The sequence below is a fragment of the Rhodoblastus acidophilus genome, from assembly GCF_900187365.1.
Classification (GTDB): domain Bacteria; phylum Pseudomonadota; class Alphaproteobacteria; order Rhizobiales; family Beijerinckiaceae; genus Rhodoblastus; species Rhodoblastus acidophilus.
This window is the reverse complement of sequence record NZ_FYDG01000009.1, coordinates 1-25,336: the sequence shown is the minus strand read 5'-3', so window position 1 is coordinate 25,336 and position 25,336 is coordinate 1. Positions and strand designations below refer to the sequence as shown.

At 67.7% G+C, this 25,336-nt stretch carries 24 protein-coding genes and 1 tRNA gene; 13 read left to right on the top strand and 12 right to left on the bottom strand.

Annotation, left to right across the window (positions count from 1 at the left end):
• Positions 1–94: 94 nt before the first annotated feature.
• On the bottom strand, positions 95–1,960 hold the full coding sequence (locus CFB24_RS15605) for a monovalent cation:proton antiporter-2 (CPA2) family protein (protein ID WP_088521569.1): 1,866 nt from the start codon (positions 1,958–1,960) through the stop codon (positions 95–97).
• A gap of 149 nt (positions 1,961–2,109) precedes the next feature.
• On the opposite strand from CFB24_RS15605, the gene ispH reads away from it, so the two are divergent.
• The 3 genes from ispH (at position 2,110) to cobT (ending at position 5,089) form a co-directional block, all read left to right on the top strand.
• Positions 2,110–3,069, top strand: a complete 960-nt coding sequence (gene ispH, locus CFB24_RS15600; protein ID WP_088521651.1) for a 4-hydroxy-3-methylbut-2-enyl diphosphate reductase — start codon at positions 2,110–2,112, stop codon at positions 3,067–3,069.
• Between the two features lie 69 nt (positions 3,070–3,138).
• Complete coding sequence (locus CFB24_RS15595; RefSeq protein WP_088521568.1) at positions 3,139–3,969, top strand: tRNA nucleotidyltransferase; 831 nt, start codon at positions 3,139–3,141, stop codon at positions 3,967–3,969.
• A 103-nt stretch (positions 3,970–4,072) separates the two neighbouring features.
• Entirely contained in the window at positions 4,073–5,089 is a 1,017-nt protein-coding gene (gene cobT / locus CFB24_RS15590; RefSeq protein WP_088521567.1) for a nicotinate-nucleotide--dimethylbenzimidazole phosphoribosyltransferase, read from the top strand.
• A 55-nt stretch (positions 5,090–5,144) separates the two neighbouring features.
• Here the strand turns inward: cobT and CFB24_RS15585 are convergent, their stop codons facing one another.
• Complete coding sequence (locus CFB24_RS15585) at positions 5,145–6,836, bottom strand: methyl-accepting chemotaxis protein (protein ID WP_088521566.1); 1,692 nt, start codon at positions 6,834–6,836, stop codon at positions 5,145–5,147.
• 149 nt (positions 6,837–6,985) lie between these two features.
• On the bottom strand, positions 6,986–8,455 hold the full coding sequence (locus CFB24_RS15580; protein ID WP_338064195.1) for a sensor histidine kinase: 1,470 nt from the start codon (positions 8,453–8,455) through the stop codon (positions 6,986–6,988).
• A gap of 185 nt (positions 8,456–8,640) precedes the next feature.
• Here CFB24_RS15580 and CFB24_RS15575 point away from each other — a divergent pair, with 185 nt between their 5' ends.
• The 4 genes from CFB24_RS15575 (at position 8,641) to CFB24_RS15560 (ending at position 10,955) form a co-directional block, all read left to right on the top strand.
• The gene (locus CFB24_RS15575; RefSeq protein ID WP_088521564.1) at positions 8,641–9,252 is read left to right on the top strand and encodes a glutathione S-transferase family protein; all 612 of its coding nucleotides are present in this window, start codon (positions 8,641–8,643) and stop codon (positions 9,250–9,252) included.
• A gap of 1 nt (position 9,253) precedes the next feature.
• Positions 9,254–9,871 (top strand): uracil-DNA glycosylase family protein, encoded by a 618-nt coding sequence (locus CFB24_RS15570; RefSeq protein WP_088521563.1) that lies wholly within the window; start codon positions 9,254–9,256, stop codon positions 9,869–9,871.
• 120 nt (positions 9,872–9,991) lie between these two features.
• A complete protein-coding gene (locus CFB24_RS15565; RefSeq protein WP_141098465.1) occupies positions 9,992–10,210 on the top strand; it encodes a hypothetical protein in 219 nt (72 codons plus the stop codon).
• 28 nt (positions 10,211–10,238) lie between these two features.
• Positions 10,239–10,955, top strand: coding sequence for a DUF1614 domain-containing protein (locus CFB24_RS15560; RefSeq protein WP_088521561.1), 717 nt, complete (start codon positions 10,239–10,241; stop codon positions 10,953–10,955).
• Here CFB24_RS15560 and CFB24_RS15555 read toward each other — a convergent pair whose 3' ends face one another.
• The 5 genes from CFB24_RS15555 to CFB24_RS15535 form a co-directional block, all read right to left on the bottom strand.
• Positions 10,956–12,119, bottom strand: a complete 1,164-nt coding sequence (locus CFB24_RS15555) for a DNA cytosine methyltransferase (protein ID WP_088521560.1) — start codon at positions 12,117–12,119, stop codon at positions 10,956–10,958.
• Positions 12,120–12,173: 54 nt separating this feature from the next.
• Positions 12,174–12,431, bottom strand: coding sequence for a hypothetical protein (locus tag CFB24_RS15550; RefSeq protein WP_088521559.1), 258 nt, complete (start codon positions 12,429–12,431; stop codon positions 12,174–12,176).
• 71 nt (positions 12,432–12,502) lie between these two features.
• Entirely contained in the window at positions 12,503–12,949 is a 447-nt protein-coding gene (locus tag CFB24_RS15545) for a DUF1178 family protein (RefSeq protein ID WP_088521558.1), read from the bottom strand.
• Between the two features lie 5 nt (positions 12,950–12,954).
• Positions 12,955–13,209: a glutaredoxin 3 gene (grxC, locus tag CFB24_RS15540; RefSeq protein ID WP_088521557.1), complete on the bottom strand. Its 255-nt coding sequence runs from the start codon at positions 13,207–13,209 to the stop codon at positions 12,955–12,957.
• A 68-nt stretch (positions 13,210–13,277) separates the two neighbouring features.
• Complete coding sequence (locus tag CFB24_RS15535; RefSeq protein WP_088521556.1) at positions 13,278–14,078, bottom strand: ComF family protein; 801 nt, start codon at positions 14,076–14,078, stop codon at positions 13,278–13,280.
• 84 nt (positions 14,079–14,162) lie between these two features.
• Between CFB24_RS15535 and CFB24_RS15530 the strand changes: the two genes are divergently transcribed.
• Complete coding sequence (locus tag CFB24_RS15530) at positions 14,163–15,026, top strand: methyltransferase domain-containing protein (RefSeq protein ID WP_088521555.1); 864 nt, start codon at positions 14,163–14,165, stop codon at positions 15,024–15,026.
• Here the strand turns inward: CFB24_RS15530 and CFB24_RS15525 are convergent.
• Together CFB24_RS15525 and CFB24_RS15520 are read right to left on the bottom strand one after the other, a co-directional pair.
• Positions 15,023–15,523: a disulfide bond formation protein B gene (locus CFB24_RS15525; protein WP_088521554.1), complete on the bottom strand. Its 501-nt coding sequence runs from the start codon at positions 15,521–15,523 to the stop codon at positions 15,023–15,025. The two genes, CFB24_RS15530 and CFB24_RS15525, sit on opposite strands and share 4 nt — an antisense overlap.
• A gap of 2 nt (positions 15,524–15,525) precedes the next feature.
• Positions 15,526–16,107: a YqaA family protein gene (locus CFB24_RS15520; RefSeq protein WP_088521553.1), complete on the bottom strand. Its 582-nt coding sequence runs from the start codon at positions 16,105–16,107 to the stop codon at positions 15,526–15,528.
• Positions 16,108–16,250: 143 nt separating this feature from the next.
• Here CFB24_RS15520 and CFB24_RS15515 point away from each other — a divergent pair.
• The 4 genes from CFB24_RS15515 to CFB24_RS15495 all read left to right on the top strand — a co-directional run bounded on the left by CFB24_RS15515 (position 16,251) and on the right by CFB24_RS15495 (position 18,774).
• A tRNA-Leu gene (locus tag CFB24_RS15515) sits at positions 16,251–16,335 on the top strand.
• Between the two features lie 419 nt (positions 16,336–16,754).
• Positions 16,755–17,027, top strand: a complete 273-nt coding sequence (locus CFB24_RS15505; protein WP_088521551.1) for a DUF2249 domain-containing protein — start codon at positions 16,755–16,757, stop codon at positions 17,025–17,027.
• Positions 17,024–18,280, top strand: coding sequence for a hypothetical protein (locus CFB24_RS15500; protein WP_088521550.1), 1,257 nt, complete (start codon positions 17,024–17,026; stop codon positions 18,278–18,280). The genes CFB24_RS15505 and CFB24_RS15500 overlap by 4 nt, the downstream gene beginning before the upstream one ends.
• An 8-nt stretch (positions 18,281–18,288) precedes the next feature.
• Positions 18,289–18,774 (top strand): hemerythrin domain-containing protein, encoded by a 486-nt coding sequence (locus tag CFB24_RS15495; protein WP_088521549.1) that lies wholly within the window; start codon positions 18,289–18,291, stop codon positions 18,772–18,774.
• A gap of 61 nt (positions 18,775–18,835) precedes the next feature.
• On the opposite strand, the gene CFB24_RS15490 is transcribed toward CFB24_RS15495, so the two are convergent.
• Together CFB24_RS15490 and CFB24_RS15485 are read right to left on the bottom strand one after the other, a co-directional pair.
• The gene (locus CFB24_RS15490) at positions 18,836–21,721 is read right to left on the bottom strand and encodes a bifunctional [glutamine synthetase] adenylyltransferase/[glutamine synthetase]-adenylyl-L-tyrosine phosphorylase (protein ID WP_088521548.1); all 2,886 of its coding nucleotides are present in this window, start codon (positions 21,719–21,721) and stop codon (positions 18,836–18,838) included.
• On the bottom strand, positions 21,718–23,184 hold the full coding sequence (locus CFB24_RS15485) for a sensor histidine kinase (protein WP_088521547.1): 1,467 nt from the start codon (positions 23,182–23,184) through the stop codon (positions 21,718–21,720). Before CFB24_RS15485 ends, CFB24_RS15490 begins: the two co-directional genes overlap by 4 nt.
• A gap of 119 nt (positions 23,185–23,303) precedes the next feature.
• Here CFB24_RS15485 and CFB24_RS23125 point away from each other — a divergent pair.
• Positions 23,304–25,336, top strand: a 2,033-nt coding sequence (locus CFB24_RS23125; RefSeq protein WP_176440454.1) for a DNA translocase FtsK, incomplete at its 3' end; no start/stop codon positions are given.

Here is a 25,336-nt window from a genome sequence, read left to right as displayed (position 1 = left end):
GTTCTCGAATTTGAACGGGGCGCTGCGACGTTAGCGCAAAATAAGACACTTGACGAGCTTCCCCGGCCAAAGCTTGAGCCAAGGCGCCAATTTGTCACATGTTTTTCGGATCGGCGCCTTCGACTATGTCTTGACTCTCCTTGGTCAGGCCTCGGGACTTGCCTGCGGGCTTGACCAAAGGTTCCGGCGTGAAGCGCGGCCGGTCGGGCGGCAAATAAGGCGGCGGCGGCCCGCCGGCCTGCTGAATCGCCAGCCGGTCGAGGTCGCGGCTGCGCGCCGCCTCGACGCCCTCGCGGGCGCGCTCGGCGTCGCCGGTCAGCTCAGTGAGAGCCGCGCCGCCAAAGGCGAAGGCGGATTCCAGCGTGTCGCGCATCTGGAAATCGACGCCGCGTTCGAGCAGGTCGATGGCGTGGATGCGGTCATAGGCGCGCACGAAAATCTTGGCGACCGGGAAATTCTCGCGGCACAGGGCGACGATGGCGTTGGCCTTGTCGCGCTCGCCGACGCAGACGGCGATGATCCGGACCTCGCCGGCGCCGGCGGCGCGCAGCACGTCGAGCCGGCAGCCGTCGCCATAATAGACCTTGAAACCGAACTTGCCGGCGTTGCGAATGCGCTCGACGGAGGTGTCGATCACGGTGACGTCGATGCGTTCGGCCAGCAGCGGCTGCACCGCGATCTGGCCGAAGCGGCCGAAGCCGACCACCAGGATTTTTCCGCGCCGCGCCTTGGGCACGACCACCGGGGGCAGGGCCTCCGTTTCCTCCGCGGCGGGCGCCGGGACGAAGCGCGCGATCAGGAAATCGGTGACTTTCGCCAGGAACGGGCCGACCACCATGGCGATGGCGGCCAGCGCCGACAGCAGGCTGGAATCGGCGGCGGGGATCAGGGCGGTCTGGGCCGCCAGCGGGAAGATGGCGAAGGAGAATTCGCCCGCCGGCGTCAGCACGCCCGCCGCGCTGAGCGATTCCCGTTTCGAGGCGCCGTTGAGGCGGAACAGCACGAACATCAGCCCGGTCTTGACCGCCAGCAGCGCCGCCGAGGCCCCGGCCAGCCAGCCGATATGCTCGGCGATCAGGCGGCGGTCGACCGACATGCCCACCGACATGAAGAACAGGCCCATCAGCAGCCCCCGAAACGGCTCGATATCGGCTTCGAGCTGGTGGCGGAAATGGGATTCGGACAGCAAGATGCCGGCTAGGAAAGCGCCGAGCGCCATGGACATGCCGACCGACTGCATCAGCACGGCGGCGCCGAGCACGACCAGCAGGGCGGCGGCGGTGAGGATTTCGCGCGCGCCAGCCCGCGCCAGCAGGCGAAACAGCGGGTTCAGCGCCCAATGGCCGGCGAGAATGACGAACGCCAGCGCCGCGAAGGCCTTGGACAGGTCGATCAGCGCGTCATGCATGGCGCCGGTCAGCGACGAGCCGCCGCCGAAGAAGGGAATGGCCGCGAGCAGCGGCGCCACCGCAATGTCCTGCGCCAGCAGAACGGCGAAGGCGCGGCGGCCGTAGGTGGTTTGCGCGTCGCCGCGCTCGTCCAGCAATTGCATGGCGATGGCGGTGGACGAGAACGCCAGCGCGACGCCCGTCGCCACCGCCCCGAACGGGGTCAGGCCCAGCATTATCCAGGCGGCGAGCCCGATCGGGACCGCCGTCAGCGCCATTTGCGTCACGCCGATCACCACGATGTCGCGGCGCATGGCGCGCAGGCGCGCGGGCTTGAGCGACAGGCCGATCAGGAACAGCAGCAGCACGACGCCGAGCTGGGCGATGTTCAGGGTCATGCGCGGGTCGGCGACCAGCGCCAGCCCGGACGGGCCGATGATCATGCCGGCGGCCAGATAGCCGATCACCGAACCTAGGCCTGCGAGGCGGAACAGCGGCGCGAAGATCACCGCGGAGCCGAGCAGGATGAGAGTCGGAACCAGGAAGGAGGTCTCGCCGGTCAGGTCTTGCATGGATTTTTCGTTTGGGAGGCGGCCGAATCGCCGCTTTCCCCGTTTATAGCGAGAACGCGGCAAAAGGGGGGCGGGCGCTGCGCGCGACCAAGCTTCCGCTTGACACCCGGCCGCGCCCTGCTGAAAAAAGCCTCAACCATGAGGACGATATGAGCCAGAAGCCGACCCTGAAAATCCTCCTTTGCGCGCCGCGCGGTTTTTGCGCCGGCGTGGTCCGGGCGATCAATGTCGTCGAACAGGCGCTGGCCAAATTCGGCGCGCCCGTCTATGTGCGCCACGAAATCGTCCATAACCGCTATGTCGTGGAGACCCTGAAGAAAAAGGGCGCGGTCTTCATCGAGGAGCTGGATGAGGCGCCCGACGGCCGCCAGCCCGTGATCTTCTCCGCCCATGGCGTGCCCAAGGACGTGCCCGCCGAGGCCGAGCGCCGCAATCTTTTGGCCATCGACGCTACCTGCCCGCTGGTGAAGAAGGTGCATCTGGAGGCGGAGTTCCATCACCGCCGCGACCTGAAAATCATTCTGGTCGGCCACAAGGGCCACCCGGAAGTGGTCGGCACCATGGGGCAATTGCCCGAAGGGTCGGTCATTCTGGTCGAGAGCGCGGAAGACGTGGCGGCGCTGCCGTTCTCGCCGGACGAACCGCTCGCCTATGTGACGCAGACCACCCTGTCGATCGACGACATGTCGGCGGTGGTCGCGGCCTTGCAAGCGCGCTATCCCGGCATTATCGGGCCGCACCGCCAGGACATCTGCTACGCCACCACCAACCGCCAGGCGGCGGTGAAGGCGATCGCCGACAAGGTTGACGCTTTTGTCGTGGTCGGTTCGCCCAATTCCTCCAATTCGCAGCGTCTGCGCGAAGTGGCGGAGCGCAGCGGCTGCAAGACCTCGCAACTGGTGCTGCGGGCGGACGATATCGACTGGACCAAGTTCGAGGGCATCAAGTCGCTGGGCGTCACCGCCGGCGCTTCGGCGCCGGAAGTGCTGGTGGAGGAAATCCTCAACGCTTTCGCGGAAAAGTTCGAGCTGGACATCGAGACGGTGACCACGGCCACTGAGGACGTCTCGTTCCCGCTGCCGCGCCAGTTGCGCGAAGAGGTCGCCTGACGTCCGTTCGTCGGCATGTTGGCAAGGGGTTTGCGCGGACCGCGTAAACCGCGATCTGGGGAGACCGCCTTGCCACAATCCTTCGCCCAACTCGATCCCGGCCTTGGCCTGCTGCGCCATGTCGCCCTGCTGGCCGAAGGCGGGGCGGCGGACCCCGACGAACTCGACCTGTTGGCGCGCCAGATCGAGGCCGGCTTCCTGCTCGACGTTGCGCCCGAAAATGTCTGGCCCGAATTTTCGCGTGGGCTGATGGGCGCCGCGCCCGGCCGGATGTTGCATTATCTGCATGAAATCGGGGCGCTGGAGCAGATTCTGCCCGAAGTCGACGCGCTCTACGGCGTGCCGCAAATCGCCGCCGGGCCGGCCGGGGTCGATCTCGGCCTGCTGATCGAGGCGGCGCTGGACGACGCCGCCCGGATCGGCGCGCCGGTGTCGGTGCGTTTCGCGCTGCTGACGAAAGATGTCGGCAAATCGGATTCGCCGCGCGAACATTTGCCGGCGCATTATCGCCATATCGAGCGGGGCGAGCCGCGCCTGCTCGCCTTGGCGGAGCGTCTCGGCGTCCCGCAGGAGTGTCGCGACCTCGCCTTGCAGTCCCTGCACGAATGCGAGCGCGCCCAAAAAGTCTCGCGGATGCGCGCGGGCTCGCTGGCGATGCTGCTGGAGCGCAACGGCGCTTTCGACGCGCCGGCCCGTTTCGATCTGTTCATCAACGTCTGCGCCTGCGATTATCGGGCCTATCCCGGCCGTTCCGGCGCGGCCTGGCCCAAGGCGCGGCTGATCGAGGCGGCGCGCCTGGCCTGTCTCGAACTGGACGCGCCGCCGCGCGACATCGAGGCGCTGCGCGAGGCGCGGGCCGCCGCGGTGGCGCTGGCGCTGAGTTCCTGCGGCGAGTCGTGAGCTTTGCGCAAAATCAAAACGGCGCCGGTTTGCGCCTGAGCGATTTCCCCTTTGCGCGATCATGTTTTAAGAGCGGCCCACGATTCTCAATGCGTGAGCCGACATGTCCAGCGAACATCCCTTCGACGACCTCAACATCCTGATCAAGACGATGCCCACGGCCTCCGCCGAAGCGGTGGCGGCGGTGCGCGCCCGCGACGCGCAGCTGACCAAGCCGCCGGGCGCGCTGGGGCGGCTGGAGGAAATCGTCGAACATCTCGCGGCCTGGCAGGGCAAGGAGAGCCCGACCATCGAACGCCCGACCGTCGTCGTTTTCGCCGGCAATCACGGCGTCACCGCGCAGGGGGTCTCGCCGTTTCCCTCCAGCGTCACCGAGCAGATGCTGAAGAATTTTTCCGCCGGCGGCGCCGCCGTCAACCAGATCTGCGCCACCTGGGGGGCGGGTCTCAAAGTGTTTGAACTGGCGTTGCAGATTCCCACCAAGGATTTCTGCGAGGCGCCGGCGATGGAGGCGCGCGAATGCGCCGGCACCGTCGCGTTCGGCATGGAGGCGATCGCCGGCGGCGCCGACCTGCTGGCGTTCGGCGAAATGGGCATTGGCAACACCACCTCGGCCGCGGCTATCTATCACGCGCTCTACGGCGGGGCCGCCGCCGATTGGGTGGGGCGCGGCACCGGCCTCGACGACGCCGGGTTGCAGCGCAAGATTTCCGCGGTGGAGCGGGCCGTCGCCCTGCACAAGCCTGAACTGACCGATCCCTGGGAAGTGCTGCGGCGGCTGGGCGGGCGCGAGATCGCGGCCATGGCCGGCGGCATTCTCGCCGCGCGCATGGAGCGCATTCCCGTCCTGCTCGACGGCTATGTCGCCTGCGCCGCCGCCGCCATCCTGCACGCCATCGACCCGTCCACGCTCGATCATTGCCTCGCCGGCCATCGCTCGCCGGAAGGCGCTCATGGCGAGGTGTTGCGGCGTTTCGGCAAAAAGCCGCTGCTCGACCTGGGCATGCGGCTGGGCGAAGGCTCGGGCGCGGCTTTGGCGATGGGGATCGTCAAGGCGGCGGTCGCCTGTCACCGGGACATGGCGACGTTCTCGTCCGCCGGCGTCGACAACAAGGCGTAAGCCGCGATCCGGCGCGGCTCGGGCCGCGCCGCGGATTTCGGCCAACCGGCGCGGCTTAAGCCGCGCCGCGGATTTCGGCAAGAAACGACGACATGGCGCGCTCAAGGGTCTGGCTTTGCCCCATGAGCGTTTCCGTCGATTTCAGCACGATGACCGCCATTTCGCCGGTCTCGCCCGCCGCCTGGGCGACGCCGTGGCCGTTGGCGGCGACCTCGCGCGTGCGTTGCGAGGCTTCATCGACGTGAACGGCGATTTCGGCGGTGGCGGCGCCCTGCTCCTCGACGGCGGCGGCGATGGCCCCCGACATTTCGTGAATGCGCCCGATGGTGCGGGTCATGCCCTCGATGGCGGCGACCGCCGCATCGGTCTCATGCTGGACCGTGTTGATCTGGCTGATGATTTCCTGCGTGGCCTTGGCGGTTCCGCTGGCGAGCGTCTTGACCTCGCTGGCGACCACGGCGAAGCCCTTGCCGGCTTCGCCGGCGCGCGCCGCCTCGATCGTGGCGTTCAAGGCCAGAAGATTGGTCTGGCTGGCGATGTTGTCGATCAGGATGACCACTTCGCCGATCCGGGCGGCCGAATCGGACAGTTGCGCGACGGTGCGCGTGACCGCGCCGGCCTCCGCCGCCGCCGCCTCGACCGTGCTGGCCGCCTGGCTCGCCTGCCGCGAGATTTCCGTGATCGAGGCTGACAGCTCGGTCCCGGCGGAGGCGACCGTCACCACATTGGCGCTGGCCTGGTCGGTCGCCGTCGCCACCGTCGAGATCTGGCGCTTGGTCTGCTCCGCATTGGCGGACAGGGCGTTGGCGGCGCCATGCAATTCCCTGGAGGCGGCGGCGATGGCCATGACGATGTCGCGCACCCGGTTCTCGAGGGAATCCGCCAGCGCAAGGGTCGCCTGACGCTGGGCCTTGAGATTTTCTTCGCGCTGGCGCTCCTGGGCCTGACGCATGTTCTCGCGTTCGGCCATCAGCTTGCGAAACACATCGACCGATCGCGCGAGCACGCCGATTTCATCCTTGCGCGTCACGCCTTCGACCGTGATCGCGATATCGCCGCCCGCCAACCGCTCCAGCGTGGCGACCACCTTGGCCAGCGGATGGCTGATCGTTCCGTTGACCGTGACGACGAACAGCGCGACGGCGGCGGCGCCGACCGCCAGCAAGGCGATCAGGCTGAACTGCATCGCCTGATGCGTCTCGCCCGCGACCGTCGCAGCCGTGGCTTCGGCGAGGGCGACCAGGCGTTTGCGCGCCTGCGTCAGCAATTCGGTCGGCTGGCGGTCGATTCCGGTCACGGCGGCGTCGCCCGCCGCCGAATCGAATCCGGCGTCGCGGAATTTCTCCAGTCCCGCGCGATAGGCCTTGCCCAAAGCGTCATGGGCGGCGGTGAACTGGGTCAGCAAGGACGCCGCCTCGGGGTCGGTCACGCTCTGTTGCAGGCGCGCGCAGCGCGCGCGGACATCGGCTTCCTGCTCCTCAAACTGCTTCCAGTATTTCGAGAGCGCCTCGGGCTTCTTGCCGCGCAGCAGCACGTTCTTCCATTCCTGGACCTGCGTTTTGAATGCGTTTTCCATCGCTTCGACGCGAATGGCGTCGGATTCGCCGGCCATCACCTGCGTTTCGAACGCCGTGAGGCCCTGGGAGGCCCGGGACGCGCCGAAGCCGACCACGCCGAAGATCAAGATCATGGCCGCCGCGAAGATCAGCAGAAGCTTGGCTCGGATATTCAGATGGGACAGCGCCACGCGGGCCTCCAGACGATGCGCGAAACGACATGCGCGCCAGAGGGCGCGCGATGGCCTGCCGGACGTGCTGTCATCTTATAGAGGAATTGGCTTTCGCCAAGCTTGAGCGCTTGCGCCTTGAGGCTTGGTTTCCTTGGTTTTACGGGCTCTCAGGCGGCCCCGCGCAGCCCGGGCTTGCGTCCGGCTGTCTCCGGCGCCGCCATTTGCGGCAGCGAGTTCATCACCCGCTCCGGCGGCAGGATGACCAGCACTTCCGTGCCCTCGCGCAATTTCGAGCGCAGGGTGAAGGTGCCGCCGTGCAGTTCGACCAGTCCCTTGACGATGGGCAGGCCGAGGCCGGTGCCCTCGTCGGCGTTCTTCTGCGCCATCGAGCCGCGCCCGAACGAGGACATGATCACGGGGATTTCGTTTTCCGGTATGCCCGGCCCATTGTCGCGCACGGAAAAATATTGGCCGCCGACCTTGGTCCAGCCGACCTTCACGACCACCTGTCCGCCGGGCGGCGTGAACTTGATGGCGTTGGTGAGCAGGTTCAGGGCGACCTGGCGCATGGCGCGCTCGTCCGCCCAGATGCGCGGCATATTGGGCTCGACCACATCGGTCATGGTCACTTCGCGCTTGCGGGCGCGCAGCGTGAGCAGGCGCAGGCAATCGTCGATCACGCCGGGCAGCGAAACCGATTCCTCCTTCAGCTCGTAGCGCCCGGCCTCGACGCGCGACAGGTCGAGAATCTCGTTGATGAGCATCAGCAGATGCGTGCCGCTCGCATGAATGTCGTTGCAATAGTCGCGATAGGCCGCCACCGCATGGGCGCCGAACAGCTCGTTCTTCATCACTTCGGAAAAACCGAGGATGGCGTTCAGCGGCGTGCGCAATTCATGCGACATGGTGGCGAGGAAGCGCGACTTGGCGAGGCTCGCCTCCTCGGCGCGGCGGCGCGCCTCGTCGGAATTGGCCTTGGCCTGCTCCAGCTCGGCGATCAGCATGTCCTTTTCCGACTGGAACGCCAGCGAATCGATATGGCTGGCGTAAATGCGGCGGGCGAGAATGACGAAATAGAGCAAGGTGGCGCACGCCAGCAGGGTGAGCGGCGCGACCGGCCCCTGCAAGGTGGTGGGCGCCATATAGAACACCACGCCCGCCGCCAGCGGCGCCAGCACGGCATAGACCGCCGCCGGCACGAAAGCCGCGACCACGGTGTGGATGGCCGCCGCCAGCATGAACACCACCATCACATAGGTGGTCGCCCAGTGATCGCCGACCCCGGCCATGAGAATGGCGAACGAGGCCCAGGCGGCGCCGTTGACGGCTTCCGCGAAGGTGAAGCGCGCGTACCAGGCGCGGGCGTCGAGTTCGGCGCGGTCCAGTTTCAGGAAACGGCGCGCGAGCAGGCAGGCGAGCGCCAGCGCGCTGAGGGTGAAGCTGAGCCAGATCAGCACGACCAGGGTCGGCAGCCACAAGGTGGTCATCGCCGCGATCGCCTGGCACATCATAATCTGCGGCAGAATCGCCGCGATGCGCCCCTCGGCGTAGAGGCGCAGCAGTTCGAGATCGAAATTGACGTTGCCGGCGCGCGCCGAGCTCAATTTCTCGCGGGCTTCCCGCAGACGATTGGCCATGCGTCGTCGTTCGGGTGAGCGCCCGTCGAAACGGCCGCGCGCGATCATCTCTGCGGTGACATTCTCCATGCGGGCGCGAACCAAAAAATAACGAACTGTCGGCCGACCTTGGCCGAAAATGCTTAAGGATCGCCTGACGCGGGATTAAATAGGGGGACGATCCACAGCCGCGAGCCGAGGCGCGCATGAAGCTTTACGATTCTCCCCACGCGCCCAACCCGCGCCGGGTGCGGATGTTTCTGGCCGAAAAGGGCGTGTCCCTGCCGACGGTCAGCGTCGACCTGGGAAAACTGGAGCAGAAAAGCGCGGATTTCGCCGCCGTCAACCCGTTGCGGCGCACGCCGGCGCTGGAGCTGGACTCCGGCGAAATCCTGACCGAATCGGTGGCGATCTGCCGCTATTTCGAGGAGCTTTATCCCGAACCGCCGCTGTTCGGCCACGACGCGCTGGAGCGGGCGCGCGTCGAAATGTGGCAGCGCCGCGTCGAACTGCAGTTTTTCGCGCCCATCACGCACGCGTTCCGCCATAGTCACCCGGCCATGCGCGAGATGGAGCAGCCGCAGATTGCGCAATGGGCCGAGGTCAACAAGCCGCGCGCCGTGGATTTCGCCCGCTTTCTCGACGCTGAACTGGCGCTGCGGCCCTTTATCGCCGGCGACGCCTTCACCATCGCCGACATCACCGCGCTGGCGGCGGCGGATTTCGCCAAGCCGGCGCGGATCGTCTTTCCCGATGAGTTGACGAATTTCGCCCGCTGGCGCGCGGAAGTGTCCTCCCGCCCCAGCGCGGCGGCCTGACATGGACGAACTCGCCGGTTTGCTCGCGCGAATCGCCGCCTGCCGCGTCTGCGTCGAGCAGCCGGTGGGCGCGCCGCTGCCGCATGAGCCGCGTCCAGTGGTGCGGGTCTCCGGCGCGGCGCGTCTGTTGATCGCCGGCCAGGCGCCGGGGGCGCGGGTCCACGCCAGCGGCCTGCCGTTCGACGACCCCTCTGGCGACCGCCTGCGCGACTGGCTCGGGATTGATCGCGCGACCTTTTACGACGTGTCGCGGGTGGCCGTCGCCGCCATGGGCTTTTGTTTTCCGGGCTATGACGCGCGCGGCGCCGACCTGCCGCCGCGTCGGGAATGTCGCGCCCGCTGGCACGATCAGTTGTTCGCGCTCATGCCGCAGGTGGAGCTGGTGGTGGCTTTGGGGCGCGCCGCCCTGGACTATCACGCCCGGCGCCTGCAGCGCCCCTTCGACCGTAAGGCCTTGATGACGGAGACGGTTCGGCATTTTGCGGCGCAACAGGGCGCGCCGCGCCTGATCGTCCTGCCGCATCCCTCCTGGCGCAACACCGGCTGGCTGCGGCGCAATCCCTGGTTTGAGGCCGACGTGCTGCCCAAGCTGAAGGAAGCGGTGCAAAGAGTGATTTAATGTATGAAGTCACGGAATTGGGACTGGACATGCTGCATTGCGGCAATATTATGAATAGTCCTTTTGGTGCGGCTGTACGTCGCGCCTCTGACGCTCGGCATTGAGATTCAGAGAGCCGCCATGACCACCGGTGAAAAAGTTCGCCTGAATACGGCCTCGCCCTTCGCCCGCCGCCTCAACCTTCCGCGCGGGGCCGTGGGCGCGGTGATCTGCCGCTACAATCTGTTGCGCGGCGGCGTGCGGGCGCAAAGGCTCGACGTGCAATTTGGTCCTGAACTGTTTGTCTGGGGCGCGCCCGCCGAGGCGTTCGAGCCCGCGGCGAACGAAAAGGCGTGTTGAGCGCCGCCAGCCCCATGGGCGCGCACTGATGGGCGCGCACTGGGACCAGACGCAATATCTTCCGCTGGCCTGGCCCTTTTTGGCGCTTCTGGCGTTGGCGCTGGCGCTGCTGCTGATTCTCGTTCAGGTCCGCATTCTGCGCTACGCCTATATGCGGCTTGGCGTGTCCTCGGGTTGGGCGCTGGTCCTGCTCGCCGCCTCGCTGATCGGCTCCTCCATCAACATTCCCATCGCCGAATTGGCTGGCGGCGACTTCGTCGCGCCGGGAGAAGTCTCGTATTTCGGCATGCGCTATGTCGTGCCCGAGGTTTTCAGCGAGCCAAGCGTGATTCTCGCGGTCAATGTCGGCGGCGCCCTGATTCCGACGCTGCTTTCGCTTTACGTCATGACCAAACGGGCGCTCTGGGTCCGCGCCCTGATCGCGACCGCCGTCGTCGCCGCGATCTGCCACATGCTGGCGGAACCGGTGCGCGGCGTCGGCATCGCCTTGCCGACCTTCGTGCCGCCGATCGCCGCCGCGCTGGTCGCCGCCATCGTGTCCTGGGAGGAGCTGGCGCCGCTGGCGTATATCGCCGGCAGTCTAGGCGTGCTGATCGGCGCCGACCTGCTCAATCTCGACCTGCTGCCGACGCTCGGCGCGCCGGTCGCCTCGATCGGCGGCGCCGGGACGTTCGACGGGATTTTCGTCACCGGCTTGCTCGCGGTTTTGCTGGCGAGCATCGCACAGCGGCCGCAGCGGGGATGATCATTCCGCCGCCGCCAGCCGCGCCTCGCCGTCCAGCAAGGGTTCGAGCAGGTGGCGGGCGAGGTGGCGGATGACGGGAACGCACAGGCCGTCGCCGCAAAGCTTGTAGGCTTGCGTGGCGGCGCGCGGCAGGATGTAGCTGTCGGGCAGGCCCATCAGCCGCGCCGCCTCGCGCGGCGACAGCAGGCGGGAGCGGATCGACGCGCCGTCGATCTCCAGCAAGGTCTGGCGCGAGGAGCCGCCGCCCGGCGTGCGCAGGCAACCGGCCATGCCGTCGAAGCGCGCTTCGGCGCGCTGCGCCTTGCGCCCGTCTTCGTCGCGGCGGGTGCGGCGATAGACGGCGCCGACCGCGCGGCGGCCTGAGGCTTGAATTTCGCGGATTTTCTCGCGATGCGCCGGCGCCATCAGGTCGAGCAGGCGTTGCGTGGCGGCGGGTGCGCGCCAGGGAGCCTGAGGCGGCTCGTCCTCCAAAATGTCGATCAGTTCGGCGATGCGCCGCGCCGGCTCGGGCAGCCGCCACCAGACCCATCGCGCCTTTAGCGCCGGCGGCAAGTTTTTCTGCGCGGCTGCGAGCGCCGGCGGCGTCCAGATTTTTTCCGGCGCGGCGCCCACATAGCTTGTCAGGTGCGCGAAATCCTCGCGCGCGGCGACGAAAAACACGCGGGGGCGCGATTGCGGCGTGAAAAACCGGGCGTCGAGCACGAAGGCGCCGGTGAGATAGCCCAGTTCGCTCAGGGCCGCGACAATCGCGCGAAAGTCCCGGCCGCCATGCGAGGTGAGGACGCCCGCGACATTTTCCAGCACGATCAGTTTTGGCGCCCGCGCCTGGGTGCGCAAGGCGCGCATTTTGTCGTGGAAAAGCCAGAAGGCGCCGGAGCGGGTCCTCACTTCATCCTGCGCGCCGCCCATGCCCCTGCCGGCGCCGGCGAGCGAGAGATCCTGGCACGGAAAGGAGGCCCAGGCGAGTTCGGCCGCGCCGGGCAGGCGCTCGGCCTCGACCTTGGCGAGGTCGCCGCAAAAAAACTCGTCGCCGCCCCAGTTGGCGCGGTAGCTCTCGGCCTTTTCCGGGTCGAAATCGTTGGCGAACAGGCAGGTCCAGTCCGGCCCCAGCCCGAGCCGCGCCATGCCGCCGCCAGCGAAAAATTCGTAAAACGTCTTGCCCATGTCGCGCCGGAACAGAAAAGCGAATCAGCTGATCCATCCCGCCACAAGCGGCGCTCAGGCGCCAGCCCCGGCCAAAACTTGCGCACAGCAAGCGTCGAGCGCGGGGCGCGCCGCGGCATTGCGCCAGATCACGGCCTCGAAGGCGCGCCGCTCGGCCGTGCGCCGTTTCTCGCCGCCGTCATATTCGATCAGCGCCGCCCGCTCTTCATAGGCGTCGCGCAATTCCTCCGGCAGATGATCCAGCCAGCTTCGCCAGTCGGCGGGCAGCGGCTGGCCGCCGCCGGAATGCAAGGTCAGAGCGCTGCGGGCCATTCACGCCTCCTGTTCGCGTCACCGCTCTGATGTTCATACTTTGTTCTTGCCGGAAAATCAACCCCGTCCCTTCACCCGAGTTTTTCCGGCAGAATCGGCACGGGCAAGATGGCGACGCCGTCGTCGATCAGCGCGCGGGCCTCTTCCAGCGAGGCCTGGCCGCGAATGGCGCGCTCGGGCGCCTCGCCGTCGTGGATGCGCCGGGCCTCGTCGGGAAAGTTCTCGCCGACGTCCACGGTGGAGGCGACGATCTTCTCATGCAGCTCGCGGGCGAGCCGCTGCAGTTCGCCGCCGGCGTCGCTGACCAGCGCCACGCTCTGCTTGGCCGCCGCGACGGGCTTGGACCGGTCCTTTCGCGCGACGACGGCCGGGGCCATCACCGCCTTGCCGACCTTGACGCTGTTGCAATGGGGACAGGCGACCAGATCGGCTCCGATCTGAAATTCATAGGATTCGTTGCTGGCGAACCAGCTGTCGAACTCGTGGCCGTTGTCACAAACGAGGCTAAAGCGGATCATGGTGTTCAGGCCAGCAGGGGATCGAGGACGCCCTGGACGTCAAGGGCGTAAAGATCGTCACAGCCGCCGATATGCCGCCCATCAATGAAGATTTGCGGCACTGTGCTCCGGCCGTGGGCGCGTTCCGTCATTTTGCCGCGCAGAACCGGATCGCCGTCCACGGGAATTTCCGTGAAGGCGGCGTTTTTCTCCGCCAGCAACATTTTCGCGCGCATGCAGTAAGGGCAGGTCGCGGTTGTGTAAATCTCGACTTTCGGCATAGGCGGCAAGGCTCTCCCGCAAGCTCTCGATCTTGCGCGGCTTTGGTGATGTCCAGCGTTCGCTTGGGCTATATAGACTCGTTTCGCGTTTCTGTCACAACTCTTGCAAAGGCCAAAGCATCCACCCGTTCCGCGCCCGCCCGCAGCAGGGCGCGCGCCGCCGCGTTCAGCGTCGAGCCGGATGTGGCGACGTCGTCCACCAGCACCAGCCGCCGATGCGCCAGCTCGCCCTTTTTGTCGGGCGGCGCCGCGAAAGCGCCCTGCATGTTGAGGGCGCGCAACCTGCGGCTGAGGCCGACCTGAGGCGGCGTCGGTTTTACGCGCATCAGCAGGCCCGTGCGCAGGGGAACGCCGGAGCAGCGCGAAATCTCCCGCGCCAGCAGGACCGACTGGTTGAAGCGGCGATGCGCCAGGCGGCTGGCGTGGAGCGGGACCGGAATCAGCAAATCGGCCTCATCGAGCAACTCGGCGCCGGCGCGCGCCATCCAGCGGCCCATCGGACCCGCCAATTCCAGGCGGTCGCCATATTTCAGCCGGTGCACCAATGTGCGGACCGGCCCCTCGTCGAAACAGGCGACGGCGCGCAGCCGCGCGAAGACCGGCGGATCGGCCTGCGCCTCCGGCGAAATCGCGCGTTCGCCGTCCTCCGCGCCGAAGCTGGCCTCGAACGGCGCGCCGAGCCGCTCGCAATAGGGCCTTTCGATAAAGCGCACGGCGCGCCAGCAGTCCGCGCAAAGCCCGCCATGCGCGGCGATGGCGCGGCGGCAGGCGAGGCAGGCCGGCGGATACAGCAGGTCGAGCGCAAGGGCGCCGGCGCGCTTGATCGCGCCGAGGCCGGAAGCGAGCAGGAGACGCGGGCCGAGCGACATGGCGCGATCATACGCGCATTGCGCCCTTCCGATTGTTGCGCTTGCAGCTTTTGACGCACGGCCGCTTCCGGCGCATAGTGGGGCGTGCCCAATCCGCCGCAAATTTTCGACCGCGCCCTGTTGCGACGCCGCCTCGCCCGCGCCCAGCGCGCGCCATGCGACTTCCTGGCGAACCGGGTCGCCGGGGATTTCGCCTACCGTCTGATCGGCGTGTCGCGCGACTTTCCGCGCGCGCTGGACTATGGCTCGCCCCATCCGGCGGCGGCGCGGGCGCTGGCCGCGCCGGACAGGACTTTTGTGCGCGCCGCGCCGAGCCGCGAAACCGCCTCGGGCGCCGATCTGGTGATCGACGAGGAAGCCTCGCCCTTCGCGCCCGAAACCTTCGATCTCGTGGTCAGCGCGCTGGCGCTGCAATGGGTCAACGATCTGCCCGGCGTCTTCGCCCAGATTCGCCGCAGCCTTGCGCCGGACGGCCTGTTTCTCGCGGCTTTGGTCGGGGGGCAGAGTTTTGCGGAGCTGCGCCATTGCCTCGCGCGGGCGCAGGAGGAGCTTGAGGGCGGCGCCAGCCCGCGCGTGTTTCCCTTCGTCGATTTGCGCGATCTCGGCGCCTTGTTGCAGCGCGCCGGCTTCGCCCTGCCGGTGACCGATTGCGATTCGCTGGTGGTGCGCTACGACGACATGTTCGCTTTGCTGCGCGACTTGCGCGGCATGGGGGCGACCAATGTGCTGGCGGCGGGCGCGCGGCGGCCGTTGCAACGCCGGACGCTGTTCCGCGCCGCCGAGATTTACCAAAGCGAATTCGCCGATGCCGACGGGCGCATTCGCGCCAGCGTGGACATTCTGTGGCTCTCGGGCTGGGCGCCGCATGAGAGCCAGCAAAAGCCGCTGCCGCGCGGCTCCGCCCAGGTTCCGCTGGCGCGCGTGCTCGGCGACAAGAGCCGGATTTAGCGGGGGCGCGCCGCCGCTCCGAGGCCCGCGAGCGCGCTTAGGCCGGCGGAGAGCAGGGCGTTCCAGAAGGCCAGGGACAATCCCAGAATCTTTAACGCGGGTTCGTCGCAGCGCACGACATGGACGCTTTGCAACTGGCGGCGGAAATCGGCCATGGTCGCGGGCTTGACGAAATCGCCGGTGCAATCGGCCGGCCCCGCCCACAATTTCCATTCGACGCCCGCATGATAAAACGCCAGCGCCGCATTGGCGGCGAAGATGAGCGCCAGCAACGCGAGGGCGGTTCGGGCCGCCGCGGGCGGCGCGTTGCGGGCGAGGAAAATCGCCGCCGCCGCGACGGGCAGCGCGGCGTAAAAGGCGTAGCGTTCCTTCAGGCACAATTCGCAAGGCTCGAAGCCCAGCGCCTGGAACGTCCAGGCGCCGGCCAGCGCCAGGGCGGCGGCGGCAAGGCTCAGGCTCGCCGCCTGCAAGGGGGTCGGGCGGGCGAATCGGATCATGGTCAGGCCATTTTCGCGGCGAGATAGAAGCCGAGCACGACAATGGCCAGCAGGCCGATGACGAATGTGCCGAAATGCTTTTCCAGCGCATGCCGGAAGAAATCCCCGAACCGGTTCAACGCCGCCGCCAGAATGAAGAAGCGCGCGCCGCGCGTGATCAGGGACAACAGCATGAACAGCGCGAAATTATAGTTGAGCAGTCCGCTGACGATGGTGACCAGCTTGTAGGGAATGGGCGTCAAGCCTTTGACGAGAATGAAGGCCCAGCCCCATTGCGCGTAGAAGGCGCGCAAGGCGTCGATTTTCGAGGCGTAGCCATAGACGTGGATGATCCAATGGCCGATCGTGTCAAACAGCAGGGAGCCGATGGCGTAGCCCACGGCGCCGCCGAGCACGGAAGCCACCGTGCAGACGGCGGCGTAAAGCCAGGCTTTTTTCGGCTGGGCCACCGCCATGGGCAGCAGGATCAAGTCCGGCGGCAGGGGAAAGAAGGAGCTTTCGGCGAAGGCGACGCCGGCGAGCGCCCAGGTCGCGTGGCGGCTTTCGGCCAAGGAAATGGTCCATTTGTATAATTTTTCGAACATCGGAATCCCGTCTCTGTGCCCGGCGCACTCTTAACATTGGCGGGGCGGGTCTGGCCACGGGCTGGCTGAAACTTTGCGCGGGGCGATTGACGCGCGGCGTTTGCGCGTTATAGTTCGGCGCTCTGCGGGCCTTTTGGCCTCAGGCCCCTGTGGCGGAATTGGTAGACGCGCTCGACTCAAAATCGAGTTCCGCAAGGAGTGCTGGTTCGATTCCGGCCAGGGGCACCACAACGCCATCCTCAATCGTCCGAAACTGTCCATAACAGTCTGAAAAACCCAAGGAAACCGCGGGTCTATCGGCTCTTCCCGCTGCGCCGCCCCCCGCAGGGAGCGCCCGCGCGGCGCTCATCGACATTGAGATCAAGTCCGCAAAGGGATGCGACACGCCTTGCACGCTGGCGTATGGCCTGTACGCGTCGGTGGCGAGGGCGCCATTTCCGTTCATAGCGAGGCGATCAGCGTCTGATCGGCTTGAACCGATCGGACCGCGTCATCGGCCGTTCCTGCGCGTCCCCTTTTAGGGGCGGGTTGCTCTCCGGCGCGCGCGAAACGTCGCGCAATTTGCCGAACAGCAAAGACGGCGCGCGCAACCTGCGCGAATCCTCGGCCTCCGACATGTCGCGGCGCAGCAGGGGAGCACACATTTCATGATGAAAGGCGCGGATCCCGACGCCCCCCGCCTTTGGCGCGAGGGAGACCGGCTGCATGTCGATGTGCGCGGCCTTTGCTGCCCCGAGCCTTTGGTCGCCGTGCTGCGGCTGATCGACGGCGGCGAAGCCGGCGATGGTCTGGTGGCGCATGTCAGCCAGGAGCCGCTGCTGCTCTATCCCGAACTTAACGCACGGGGATGGCGCTATCGCCTTGTTGCGCCGCGCGGCGACGACGAAGTGGCGCTGGAAATGTCGAGGCCGCGCGCATGACGCTTTTTCTCGCCTCCGCCAGGAGCCGGTTGTTGCCGGCCTCGGTTCCGTTTCGGTTTTTCGCCATCGCCGCCGCGCTGCATGTCGCGCTTTGGGTCGCGTTGATCTTCGCCGCGGGCGAGTTCACGCAATTTCGCGGCGGCGTCGGACACGCCCTCGGCGCCGCGCACCTGTTGACCGTCGGCGTGCTGACGATGACGGCGGTGGGCGCGGCGATGCAATTGCTGCCGGTGGCGACCACGCGGCCGCTGGCGGCGGTCTGGCCGACGAAAACCGTGTTCTGTCTGCTGGCGCCGGGCGCGCTGGCCTTGATTTTCGGCATGTTCGCCGCCCATGTCGGCGCAATGATCGCGGGCGCGACGGCCTGCGCGGCGGGGCTTTTGCTGTTCGCGGGCCTGCTGGCCGACAATCTGCGGCGGGCCTCCAGCATGCCGCTGGTGCGCGCTTACGGCTGGGCGGCCTTTGTCGCGCTGGTCCTGCTGCTGGCGCTCGGCTTCGCGCTGGCGCTCGACAATTCCCTGGGCTTTCTCGCCGACCACGCCGGCCTGGCGCTCGTCCATATGATTCTGGGCGCCTTTGGCTTCATGGGCCTGCTGGCGCTGGGGTTGAGCCACGTGCTCGTGCCGATGTTCGCGCTGTCGAGCGCGCCAAAAGGGCGGGTCGCGTGGGCGGGGTTTGCGCTGGCGGCGGCGACGGTGGCGGCCGCGATTATCGGCGCGCTGTTGGGCCTGCCGAGCGTGCTGGCCGGCGCTTGCGGCCTTGGTTTCGCCGCCGCTTTGCTGCATCTCTGGCTGATGCGCGCGACGCTCAAAAGCGGCATGCGCAAGCGGCTCGGCCTGTCCTTCGTCCTCGTGCGCGTGGCCTGGGCGGCGCTGGCGCTGACGCCGCTGTTTGGCCTCGCGGCGCTCGCGGGCTGGGGGCCGGGCGGAACCCTGTTCGGGCTGGTCGCGCTCGGCGGCTGGCTGATGACCTTCCTGTTCGCCATCCTGCAGCGCATCGCGCCCTTCCTCGCCTCCATGCATGTCAGCCGGACGGGCGGCGGACCGGCGCTTTTGTCGGATTTTTCCGCCGCCGCGCCGCTAAAGGTCCATGCCTGCTGCCATTTCGCCGCGCTCGCCGGGCTGGCGCTGGCCATCGTGCTGGACAACGCGCCGCTGGCCGCGCTGGCCGCCTGTGTCGGCCTCGCGGGCGCGCTCGCCTTCGGGCTGTTCCTGGCCGGAATTGTGAAAACGCTCGCCTCGGGCAAGATTTAGGAGGTCCCATGTTCGCCAATCGCATCAGCCAGACACTTCATGAGGAGCATCGCGCCACGATCGAACTGATGGAGCGCCTCGAAACGATGATCGCCCGGAAGCAGCCACTGGAGGCCGGAGACGCGCTGCTGCGCGATCTGGTCGCCGCCATCGACAATGACACGCTGCGCCATTTCGATTTCGAGGAGAGCCATCTGTTCCCCCTGCTGCAATCGGTCGGCGACCAGCTGATCGGCGATCACCTCACCGAGGAGCACGACGCCATGCGTCCGCTGGCGGAAAAGCTGCGGACGGTCGCCGGAGCGGCGCAGGCGGCGGGGTTCGACGCAGTGGGCTGGAAGGCTTTTCAGCAGGCGGGCGCGGCGTTTGTGCAGCGCATGCTCATCCATGTGCAGAAGGAGGAGATGGCGCTGCTGCCGCTGGTCGAGGACATGATGGACGCTGACGCCGAGGCCCGCCTGCACGGCATATATGCGGGCGCTTCCGCCGCCTGAGCCGCCCTGCGACGACCGCGCCGGCAAGGACAGCCCGCCGCCACATCAAGGCGGCGGGTGTTCACGCCGCGCCCATCACGGCGTCGAAGATCCGCCTCACCATCTTGCGGCGTTCGCCCAGCTCGCGTTCGAGCCTGGCGAAATCGGGCGAACCCGCCGCCGCCGCCAGCCGCCGCTTCACGCCCTCGGCGGCGTGAACGGGATCGCCACCCTCGCCCAGGCTCAGGCGCAGCCATTGCGTCACCTTGGAAAACAGCGCCAGCGCCTCGCGGAGCTGGTCCGCGCTGTGCGGGTCGAGTCCGTGGCCCGCGGCGGCCGCCAATATGTCGGCCGTCCCCTGCGCGCGCAGGGCGCGGCGATGGGCGCCATGCGCCAGCGCCAGCGTCTGCGCGATGAATTCGATGTCGAGCTGCCCGCCCGGCGCCAGTTTGAGATCCCACGGGCCGGAGAACCCCTTCTCCTTCTCGATCAGCGCGCGCATCTCCCGCGCTTCCTTGGCGAGATCGGCGAAATCGCGATTCACGTAAAGCGCGGCGTCGATGGTCTCCCGCACCTCCGCGCACAGGCTGAGGTCGCCCGCCACCGGCCGCGCCCGCGTCAGCGCCATATGCTCCCAGATTTCCGCATGTTCGGCCTGATAGGCCCGGAAGGTGGAGAGCCGCGCCGCCACCGGTCCCTGATTGCCCGAGGGCCGCAACCGCATGTCCACCGCGAACAGTTTTCCGCGCCGCGTCGGCGCCGACAGCGCGGCGATCAGGCGCTGGGTCAGCCGGCCATAATAGACCGAGGCGTGCAAGGGTTTGGCCCCATCGGACTCCGGGTTTTCCGGATCGAAATCGTAGAGCGCGACGAGATCGAGATCGGAGGTCGCGGTCATTTCGCGCGAGCCGAGCTTGCCGAACCCCAGCACCGCGTAACGTCCGCCGGCCGGCCGGCCGTGTTCGGCGACGAAAATGGCCTCGACCCGGTCGAGGCAAGCCCGGATCAGCGCGCAGGCCAGGGCCGAATAGGAGCGCGCCGCCTGCTCCGGCTCGATCAATTCCGCGAACAGCCGCAGGCCGATCAGGAATTTCTCCTCGGTGGCGAAGGTGCGGGCGATGTCGAGAAAACCTTCGAGGCTGGGGTCGCTGACGTAAAACGCCGCGAGCCGGCGCAAATAGTCGTCCTCGTCGCCGACCGTCGCGGTCAGGCCCTGGTCGATGGCGGCGTCGAGCGTATTGGGCGTCTGCGCCACCACTTCGGCGAGGCGCGGGGCGCCGCCGAGAATGTCGGCGAACAATTGCCGCATGGCGTCGTGCGATTTCAGCAGCGAGAACAGCTCCACCGCCGCCGGCATGTGCGTCATCACCTCGTCGAAGGCGGCGATGGCCGAATCGGCGTCGCCGGACTTGGCGAAGGCGTTGAGCAGGGCGGGGATGAGTTCGGTCAGCACTTCGCGGGCGCGCGGGCTGCGCACGGCGGGGCGGCGGCCGAAGTGCCAGCCGCGCACGGTTTCCGCCGCGCGGGCGGGATCGCGGAACCCCATTTCGCGCAACGTGTCCAGCGTGTCCGGGTCGTCGCCCGAGCCGGTGAAAACAAGGCTGCCGGCGCGCGAATCGAGGCCCGGCGCGTTTTCGAACAGCCGGGCGTAATGTTTCTCCACCGCGCGCAGCCGCTTGGTCAGCGCCTTGGCGAAGCCGGCGGCGCCGGGAAAGCCGCAGAACCGCGAAAAAGCTTTTAGCGCGGCTTCGTCGGCGGGCAGGCGCTGCGTCTGCTGGTCGTTGAGCATCTGCAACCGATGCTCCACCCCGCGCAAAAAAGCGTAGGCCTCGCCGAGTTCGGCCGCCGCTTGCGGGGTGATCCACTGGTCTTCCTGCAATTGCTGCAGCATGTCGAGGGTGCGCGACCCCCGCAATTGCTTGCGGCGGCCGCCGAAGATCAGCTGCTGCGTCTGCACGAAAAATTCGATCTCGCGGATGCCGCCGCGCCCGAGCTTGACGTCATGGCCGGCCACGGCGATTTCCGCATGGCCCTTCACCGCATGGATCTGGCGCTTCATGGCGTGGACGTCGGCGATCGCCGCATAATCGAAATATTTGCGCCAGATGAACGGGGAGAGCTCGTCGAGAAAGCCCATCCCCAGCGCAAGGTCGCCGGCGATGGGCCGCGCCTTGATGAAGGCGGCGCGCTCCCAGTTCTGGCCGAGCGCCTCGTAATAATGGCGCGCGGCGTCGAGCGAGACCGCCACCGCCGTCGAGCCGGGATCGGGCCGCAATCTCAAATCCACGCGTAAAACATAGCCGTCGCCGGTGCGCTCGTTCAGCAGTTTGACAATGTGCTGCGTCAGGCGGACGGCGTTGGCTTTTGCGCCCGGGCCGGCGTCGAGAACCGGGGACTGCGCGTCGAAAAACACCACGAGATCGACGTCTGAGGAATAGTTCAGCTCCCTCGCGCCGTGCTTGCCCAGCGCCAGAATCGTCAGCCCGCATTTGGACTCGTCGGGGCCGGCGCCGGCCCAGCCGAGCTTGTCGCCGGCCAGATAAAGGGCGCTGCGCAGCGCCGCGCCCACCAGCGCATCGGCGGCGCGCGAAAGGGCGCGCGTGGTCGCGACCACGTCATAGCCGCCGGAGAGGTCGGCCAAGGCGATGATCACAGCGCTTTCCTGCTTCGCCTTGCGCAGCAGCGTCATGGCGCGGGCTTCCGGGCAAGCCGCGCATTCCGCCAGCGGCGCCAGCGCCGCGTCCAGCGCCGCCTCTGGCGCGTGTTGCAGGATGCGCTTCAGCCGCTCGGGATCGCGCCGGATCAGCCCCCACAGGAACGGCGACTGGTCGGCGAGGCCCAAAGCGAGCGGCTCGAAATCTGGCCATTGCGGCAAAGCCGCGAGGTCCGGCGTTTCCGCCAGCACGTCGTCGAGCCGGGCGCGCGCCACCGCCTTCTGCGCCGGGCGGGGAAGCGCCAGCGCGGTCACGACGCGGCCTCGCGCGGCAGCCGCAGCGTCACTTTCAAGCCGGGCTGATTGTCCTCAATGCGCAGCGACCCGCCGTGCAGCCGCGCCACCGCCGCCGCCAGCGACAGGCCGAGGCCCGAACCGGGACGCGAGCGCGACGCCTCAAGCCGCACGAAGCGCTCCAGCACCCGCTCGCGGTCGGCGGCGGGAATTCCGGGGCCGCGATCGGCCACGGCGATCTCGACCGCGCGGGCGTCGCCGGTCACGGCCACCGTCACCTCGCCGACCTGTCCGGGCAGGGCCGGCTCGCCATATTTCAGGGCGTTGTCGATGAGATTGGCCAGGGCCTGGCCGATCAGCTCGCGATGACCGCGGAATTTCTCCGCGTCCCGCGCCTCAACCTTGATTTCCACGCCGCGTTCCTCCGCCGAGGGTTCGTAGAGTTCGGCCATGTCGGCCGCGAGCGCCGCGCCGTCAAGCTCGGAAAAACCTTCCGGACTGGAGGATTGGGTTTCCGCGCGGGCGATCAGCAGCAAGGCGTTGAAAATGCGGATGAGCGTGTCCGCCTCCTCGATGACATGCTCGAGCGCCTCGCGATCCGCCGCCCCGCCCTCGTCGGCCGTCAGCGCGCGCTCGGCGTTGTTCCGCAAGCGCGTCAGCGGCGTGCGCAGGTCATGGGCGATATTGTCGGAGACTTGCCTTATGCCCTCGACCAGCTTGGCGATGCGGTCGAGCATGGCGTTGAGATTATGCGCCAGCCGGTCGATCTCGTCGCCCGCGCCGGACAGCGGCAGCCGCCCCGTCAAATCCTCCTGCAGCAGGGTCGCGGCTTTGGCGCTCATCGCGTCCACCCGCTGCAGCAGGCGCCGCGCCACCAGAAAGCCGCCGAAGGCGCCGATGGACAGCAGCCAGGGCAGCGAGCCCATCAGCGCCGAGCCGAGAATGCGGCCGAGCCGCTCGCGGTCCTCGAGGTCGTGGCCCACCAGCAGGCGAAATCCGTCGGGCAGGACAAAGGCGCGCGCGATGGCGCGACGGCGGGCGTTGGCCTCGCCGGGGCGTTCATAGGCGATTTCCACCGGCCCGGTCTGGTTGAGCACGTCCGTCGGCAAATCCAGCACATTGCCGGCGATGCCGACGCCGTTCGGCGCGGCGACGAGATAGATGGAGGCCCCCGGCGCCTGCGCGCGGCGCTGCACCACATTGGCCAGCTGGTTGATGCCGCCCTCCTGGTACTGGTCGGCCAGGCCCTTGAGTTCGGCGTCGAGCGTCTGGGCGATCTGCTCGTCGATCAGGGCGCGGACGTTGTCGCCGACCTGGCCCAGCGCCAGAGTGAAGCCGAGCCCGATGATGATGACATAGGCCAGCGCCAGTTTGAACGAGGTGGTGCGAAAGAATCGGTCCGCCGAGCCGAGGCGGGACAGGGTCGTGCTTTTGAATTCCGCCGGCGGCAAGGCGCGTTCCTCTTTTTTTTCACCATGAGTCATGCTGGTTTCGCAGGCAAGTTAGCGATTGGTCATAGTACGGACGCCAAACCCGAAACCGCTCTTTAACCCTGACGCTTCATTGTCAAAACCGGTTCGGTTAGCGTTCTCCAGGGTACCTCATGTTTACGATTCTCGATCAATGGCTGGCGCGTCTTTTTGGAGCCAGCCGGCGCTCCAGAAGCGTCCCGCTTCTCGCCCAGCGCGCGTATTATGGCCATGACGGCATGGACCTGCGCCAGATTGATTCCTACGACCGCAGCTTCGATTTCGACGAGCAGCCTTCGCCTTATCAGCCTTATGTGCGGCTGCCCCGCGCGGCCGACGCGCTGGTCGATTCGCGCGACGCGCAGGCGCTGTCGCCGGCTTTGTCTCCGGCCCCGGCCCATCCGGCCGTGGCGGCGCAGGAAGCCGCCGTCGCGCTGAAATCCCGGCAGATGTTGCGCGGCGAATGGGTGGAGCCGGAAACGGCCGAGCCTGCCGCCGCAGAGCCCGCCGCGCCGGCGCAGGACGCGCGCGCCGCCGATCCGGGCCGCGTGCGCTTCACCCGAACCCCCGAGTCCTACATTCAGCGCCGTCGCGATGAGGAAGAGGCGCGCGCGCGCGCCATTGAGGAGGAAGCCCGCCGCGTCGCCGAGGAGGAGCGCCAGCGCGCCGAGGAGGACGCGCGTCGCGTCGAGGAGGAAGCGCGGCGGCTTGAGGAAGCCAAACTGGCCATCGCCCGCGCCTTGCGCGCGGCCAACGACGACGGGTCCGATCCCGACGCGCCGCGCGTGCGCTTCTCGCGTACGCCGGATTCGGTGTTCCAGGCGCGCATGCGCGCCAAAAACCCGCAGCCGGAGCCTGCGCCGGAGCCCGCGCCGCAAAGCGAGCCGGAAATCGCCGCCCCGACCGAGCCGGCGCTGTTGTGCGGTCCCGACGTCCAGGCCGGCCCCGAAATTCAGGCGGCTCAGGATGTTCAGGTCGCTCAGGATGTTCAGGCCGCGCCCGAATTGCAGCCCCCGGCCGATGTTCCGGCCGCGCCCGAGCCTGTCGCCGATGCGGCGCCCGCGGCCGCGTTCAATATCCTTCCGTTCACCGCCATGGGCGCCCGTTTCGCGCTGAACTCTGGTTTCGGCCCGCAAACCTGCGTGGTCGCCCAGCCCGCGCCGGCGCCGGCCGATCTCGCGCCCGAACCGGTCGCCGCCGCCGCGCCCGCTCCCGCCGCGCCTGCGCCGGTCGAAGCCGAAAAAGCGCCCGTCGAATCCGAGGAACTCGAAAGGAAGCCGGCGAAAATCCGCTTGCGGGTCAAAGCCGCGGCGCAGCCCGCGCCCGAAGACGCGCCTCAGCCCACGCCGCAAACTTCGCCTGTTGCTGCGCCTGTTCCCGCGCCTGCTCCGGCCCCCGCGCCGGCTCCGCGCCTGGTGGTCGCGCGTCCCCCGTCGCAGACGCCCCGGGGCGGGTTCCTGCAGCGCATCGACCCGACCGGCGAGGATTACGATCCCTTTGAAATCGACATGCTCGCCGAGCCGCCGGCGCCGCTGATCGACTTGTCCGAAGACGAGGTGCTGGAGGTCAACGCCGACGCGCTGGAAAAGACTCTTGAGGATTTCGGCGTGCGCGGCGACGTGTTGAACGCCCATCCCGGCCCTGTTGTGACGCTGTACGAGTTCGAGCCTGCGCCGGGGATCAAGTCGTCGCGGGTGATCGGCCTGGCCGACGACATCGCCCGCTCGATGTCGGCGGTTTCGGCCCGCGTCGCCGTGGTGCCCGGCCGCAACGCCATCGGCATCGAACTGCCCAATCCGCGCCGCGAAACCGTCTATCTGCGCGAACTGATCGCCTCGCCCGATTTCTCCGATAGCAAGCACCGCCTCGCCATCGCGCTGGGCAAGACCATCGGCGGCGAGCCGGTCATCGTCGATCTCGCCAAAATGCCCCACCTGCTCGTCGCCGGCACCACCGGATCGGGCAAGTCGGTCGCCATCAACACCATGATCCTCAGCCTGCTCTACCGGCTCAAGCCGCAGGACTGCCGCCTGATCATGGTCGATCCCAAAATGCTGGAGCTGTCGGTTTACGACGGCATCCCCCATCTGCTCACCCCCGTCGTCACCGATCCGAAAAAGGCGGTGGTCGCGCTCAAATGGGCGGTGCGCGAGATGGAGGACCGCTA

What these genes read in the sequence shown, in the direction of transcription:
- CFB24_RS15605 (WP_088521569.1), bottom strand. Translation starts at nt 1,960, where the DNA reads ATGCAAGACCTGACCGGCGAGACCTCCTTCCTGGTTCCGACTCTCATC.
- ispH (WP_088521651.1), top strand. Translation starts at nt 2,110, where the DNA reads ATGAGCCAGAAGCCGACCCTGAAAATCCTCCTTTGCGCGCCGCGCGGT.
- cobT (WP_088521567.1), top strand. Translation starts at nt 4,073, where the DNA reads ATGTCCAGCGAACATCCCTTCGACGACCTCAACATCCTGATCAAGACG.
- CFB24_RS15580 (WP_338064195.1), bottom strand. Translation starts at nt 8,455, where the DNA reads ATGGCCAATCGTCTGCGGGAAGCCCGCGAGAAATTGAGCTCGGCGCGC.
- CFB24_RS15575 (WP_088521564.1), top strand. Translation starts at nt 8,641, where the DNA reads ATGAAGCTTTACGATTCTCCCCACGCGCCCAACCCGCGCCGGGTGCGG.
- CFB24_RS15570 (WP_088521563.1), top strand. Translation starts at nt 9,254, where the DNA reads ATGGACGAACTCGCCGGTTTGCTCGCGCGAATCGCCGCCTGCCGCGTC.
- CFB24_RS15565 (WP_141098465.1), top strand. Translation starts at nt 9,992, where the DNA reads ATGACCACCGGTGAAAAAGTTCGCCTGAATACGGCCTCGCCCTTCGCC.
- CFB24_RS15560 (WP_088521561.1), top strand. Translation starts at nt 10,239, where the DNA reads ATGGGCGCGCACTGGGACCAGACGCAATATCTTCCGCTGGCCTGGCCC.
- CFB24_RS15555 (WP_088521560.1), bottom strand. Translation starts at nt 12,119, where the DNA reads ATGGGCAAGACGTTTTACGAATTTTTCGCTGGCGGCGGCATGGCGCGG.
- CFB24_RS15550 (WP_088521559.1), bottom strand. Translation starts at nt 12,431, where the DNA reads ATGGCCCGCAGCGCTCTGACCTTGCATTCCGGCGGCGGCCAGCCGCTG.
- CFB24_RS15545 (WP_088521558.1), bottom strand. Translation starts at nt 12,949, where the DNA reads ATGATCCGCTTTAGCCTCGTTTGTGACAACGGCCACGAGTTCGACAGC.
- grxC (WP_088521557.1), bottom strand. Translation starts at nt 13,209, where the DNA reads ATGCCGAAAGTCGAGATTTACACAACCGCGACCTGCCCTTACTGCATG.
- CFB24_RS15535 (WP_088521556.1), bottom strand. Translation starts at nt 14,078, where the DNA reads ATGTCGCTCGGCCCGCGTCTCCTGCTCGCTTCCGGCCTCGGCGCGATC.
- CFB24_RS15525 (WP_088521554.1), bottom strand. Translation starts at nt 15,523, where the DNA reads ATGATCCGATTCGCCCGCCCGACCCCCTTGCAGGCGGCGAGCCTGAGC.
- CFB24_RS15520 (WP_088521553.1), bottom strand. Translation starts at nt 16,107, where the DNA reads ATGTTCGAAAAATTATACAAATGGACCATTTCCTTGGCCGAAAGCCGC.
- CFB24_RS15505 (WP_088521551.1), top strand. Translation starts at nt 16,755, where the DNA reads ATGATGAAAGGCGCGGATCCCGACGCCCCCCGCCTTTGGCGCGAGGGA.
- CFB24_RS15500 (WP_088521550.1), top strand. Translation starts at nt 17,024, where the DNA reads ATGACGCTTTTTCTCGCCTCCGCCAGGAGCCGGTTGTTGCCGGCCTCG.
- CFB24_RS15495 (WP_088521549.1), top strand. Translation starts at nt 18,289, where the DNA reads ATGTTCGCCAATCGCATCAGCCAGACACTTCATGAGGAGCATCGCGCC.
- CFB24_RS15485 (WP_088521547.1), bottom strand. Translation starts at nt 23,184, where the DNA reads ATGACTCATGGTGAAAAAAAAGAGGAACGCGCCTTGCCGCCGGCGGAA.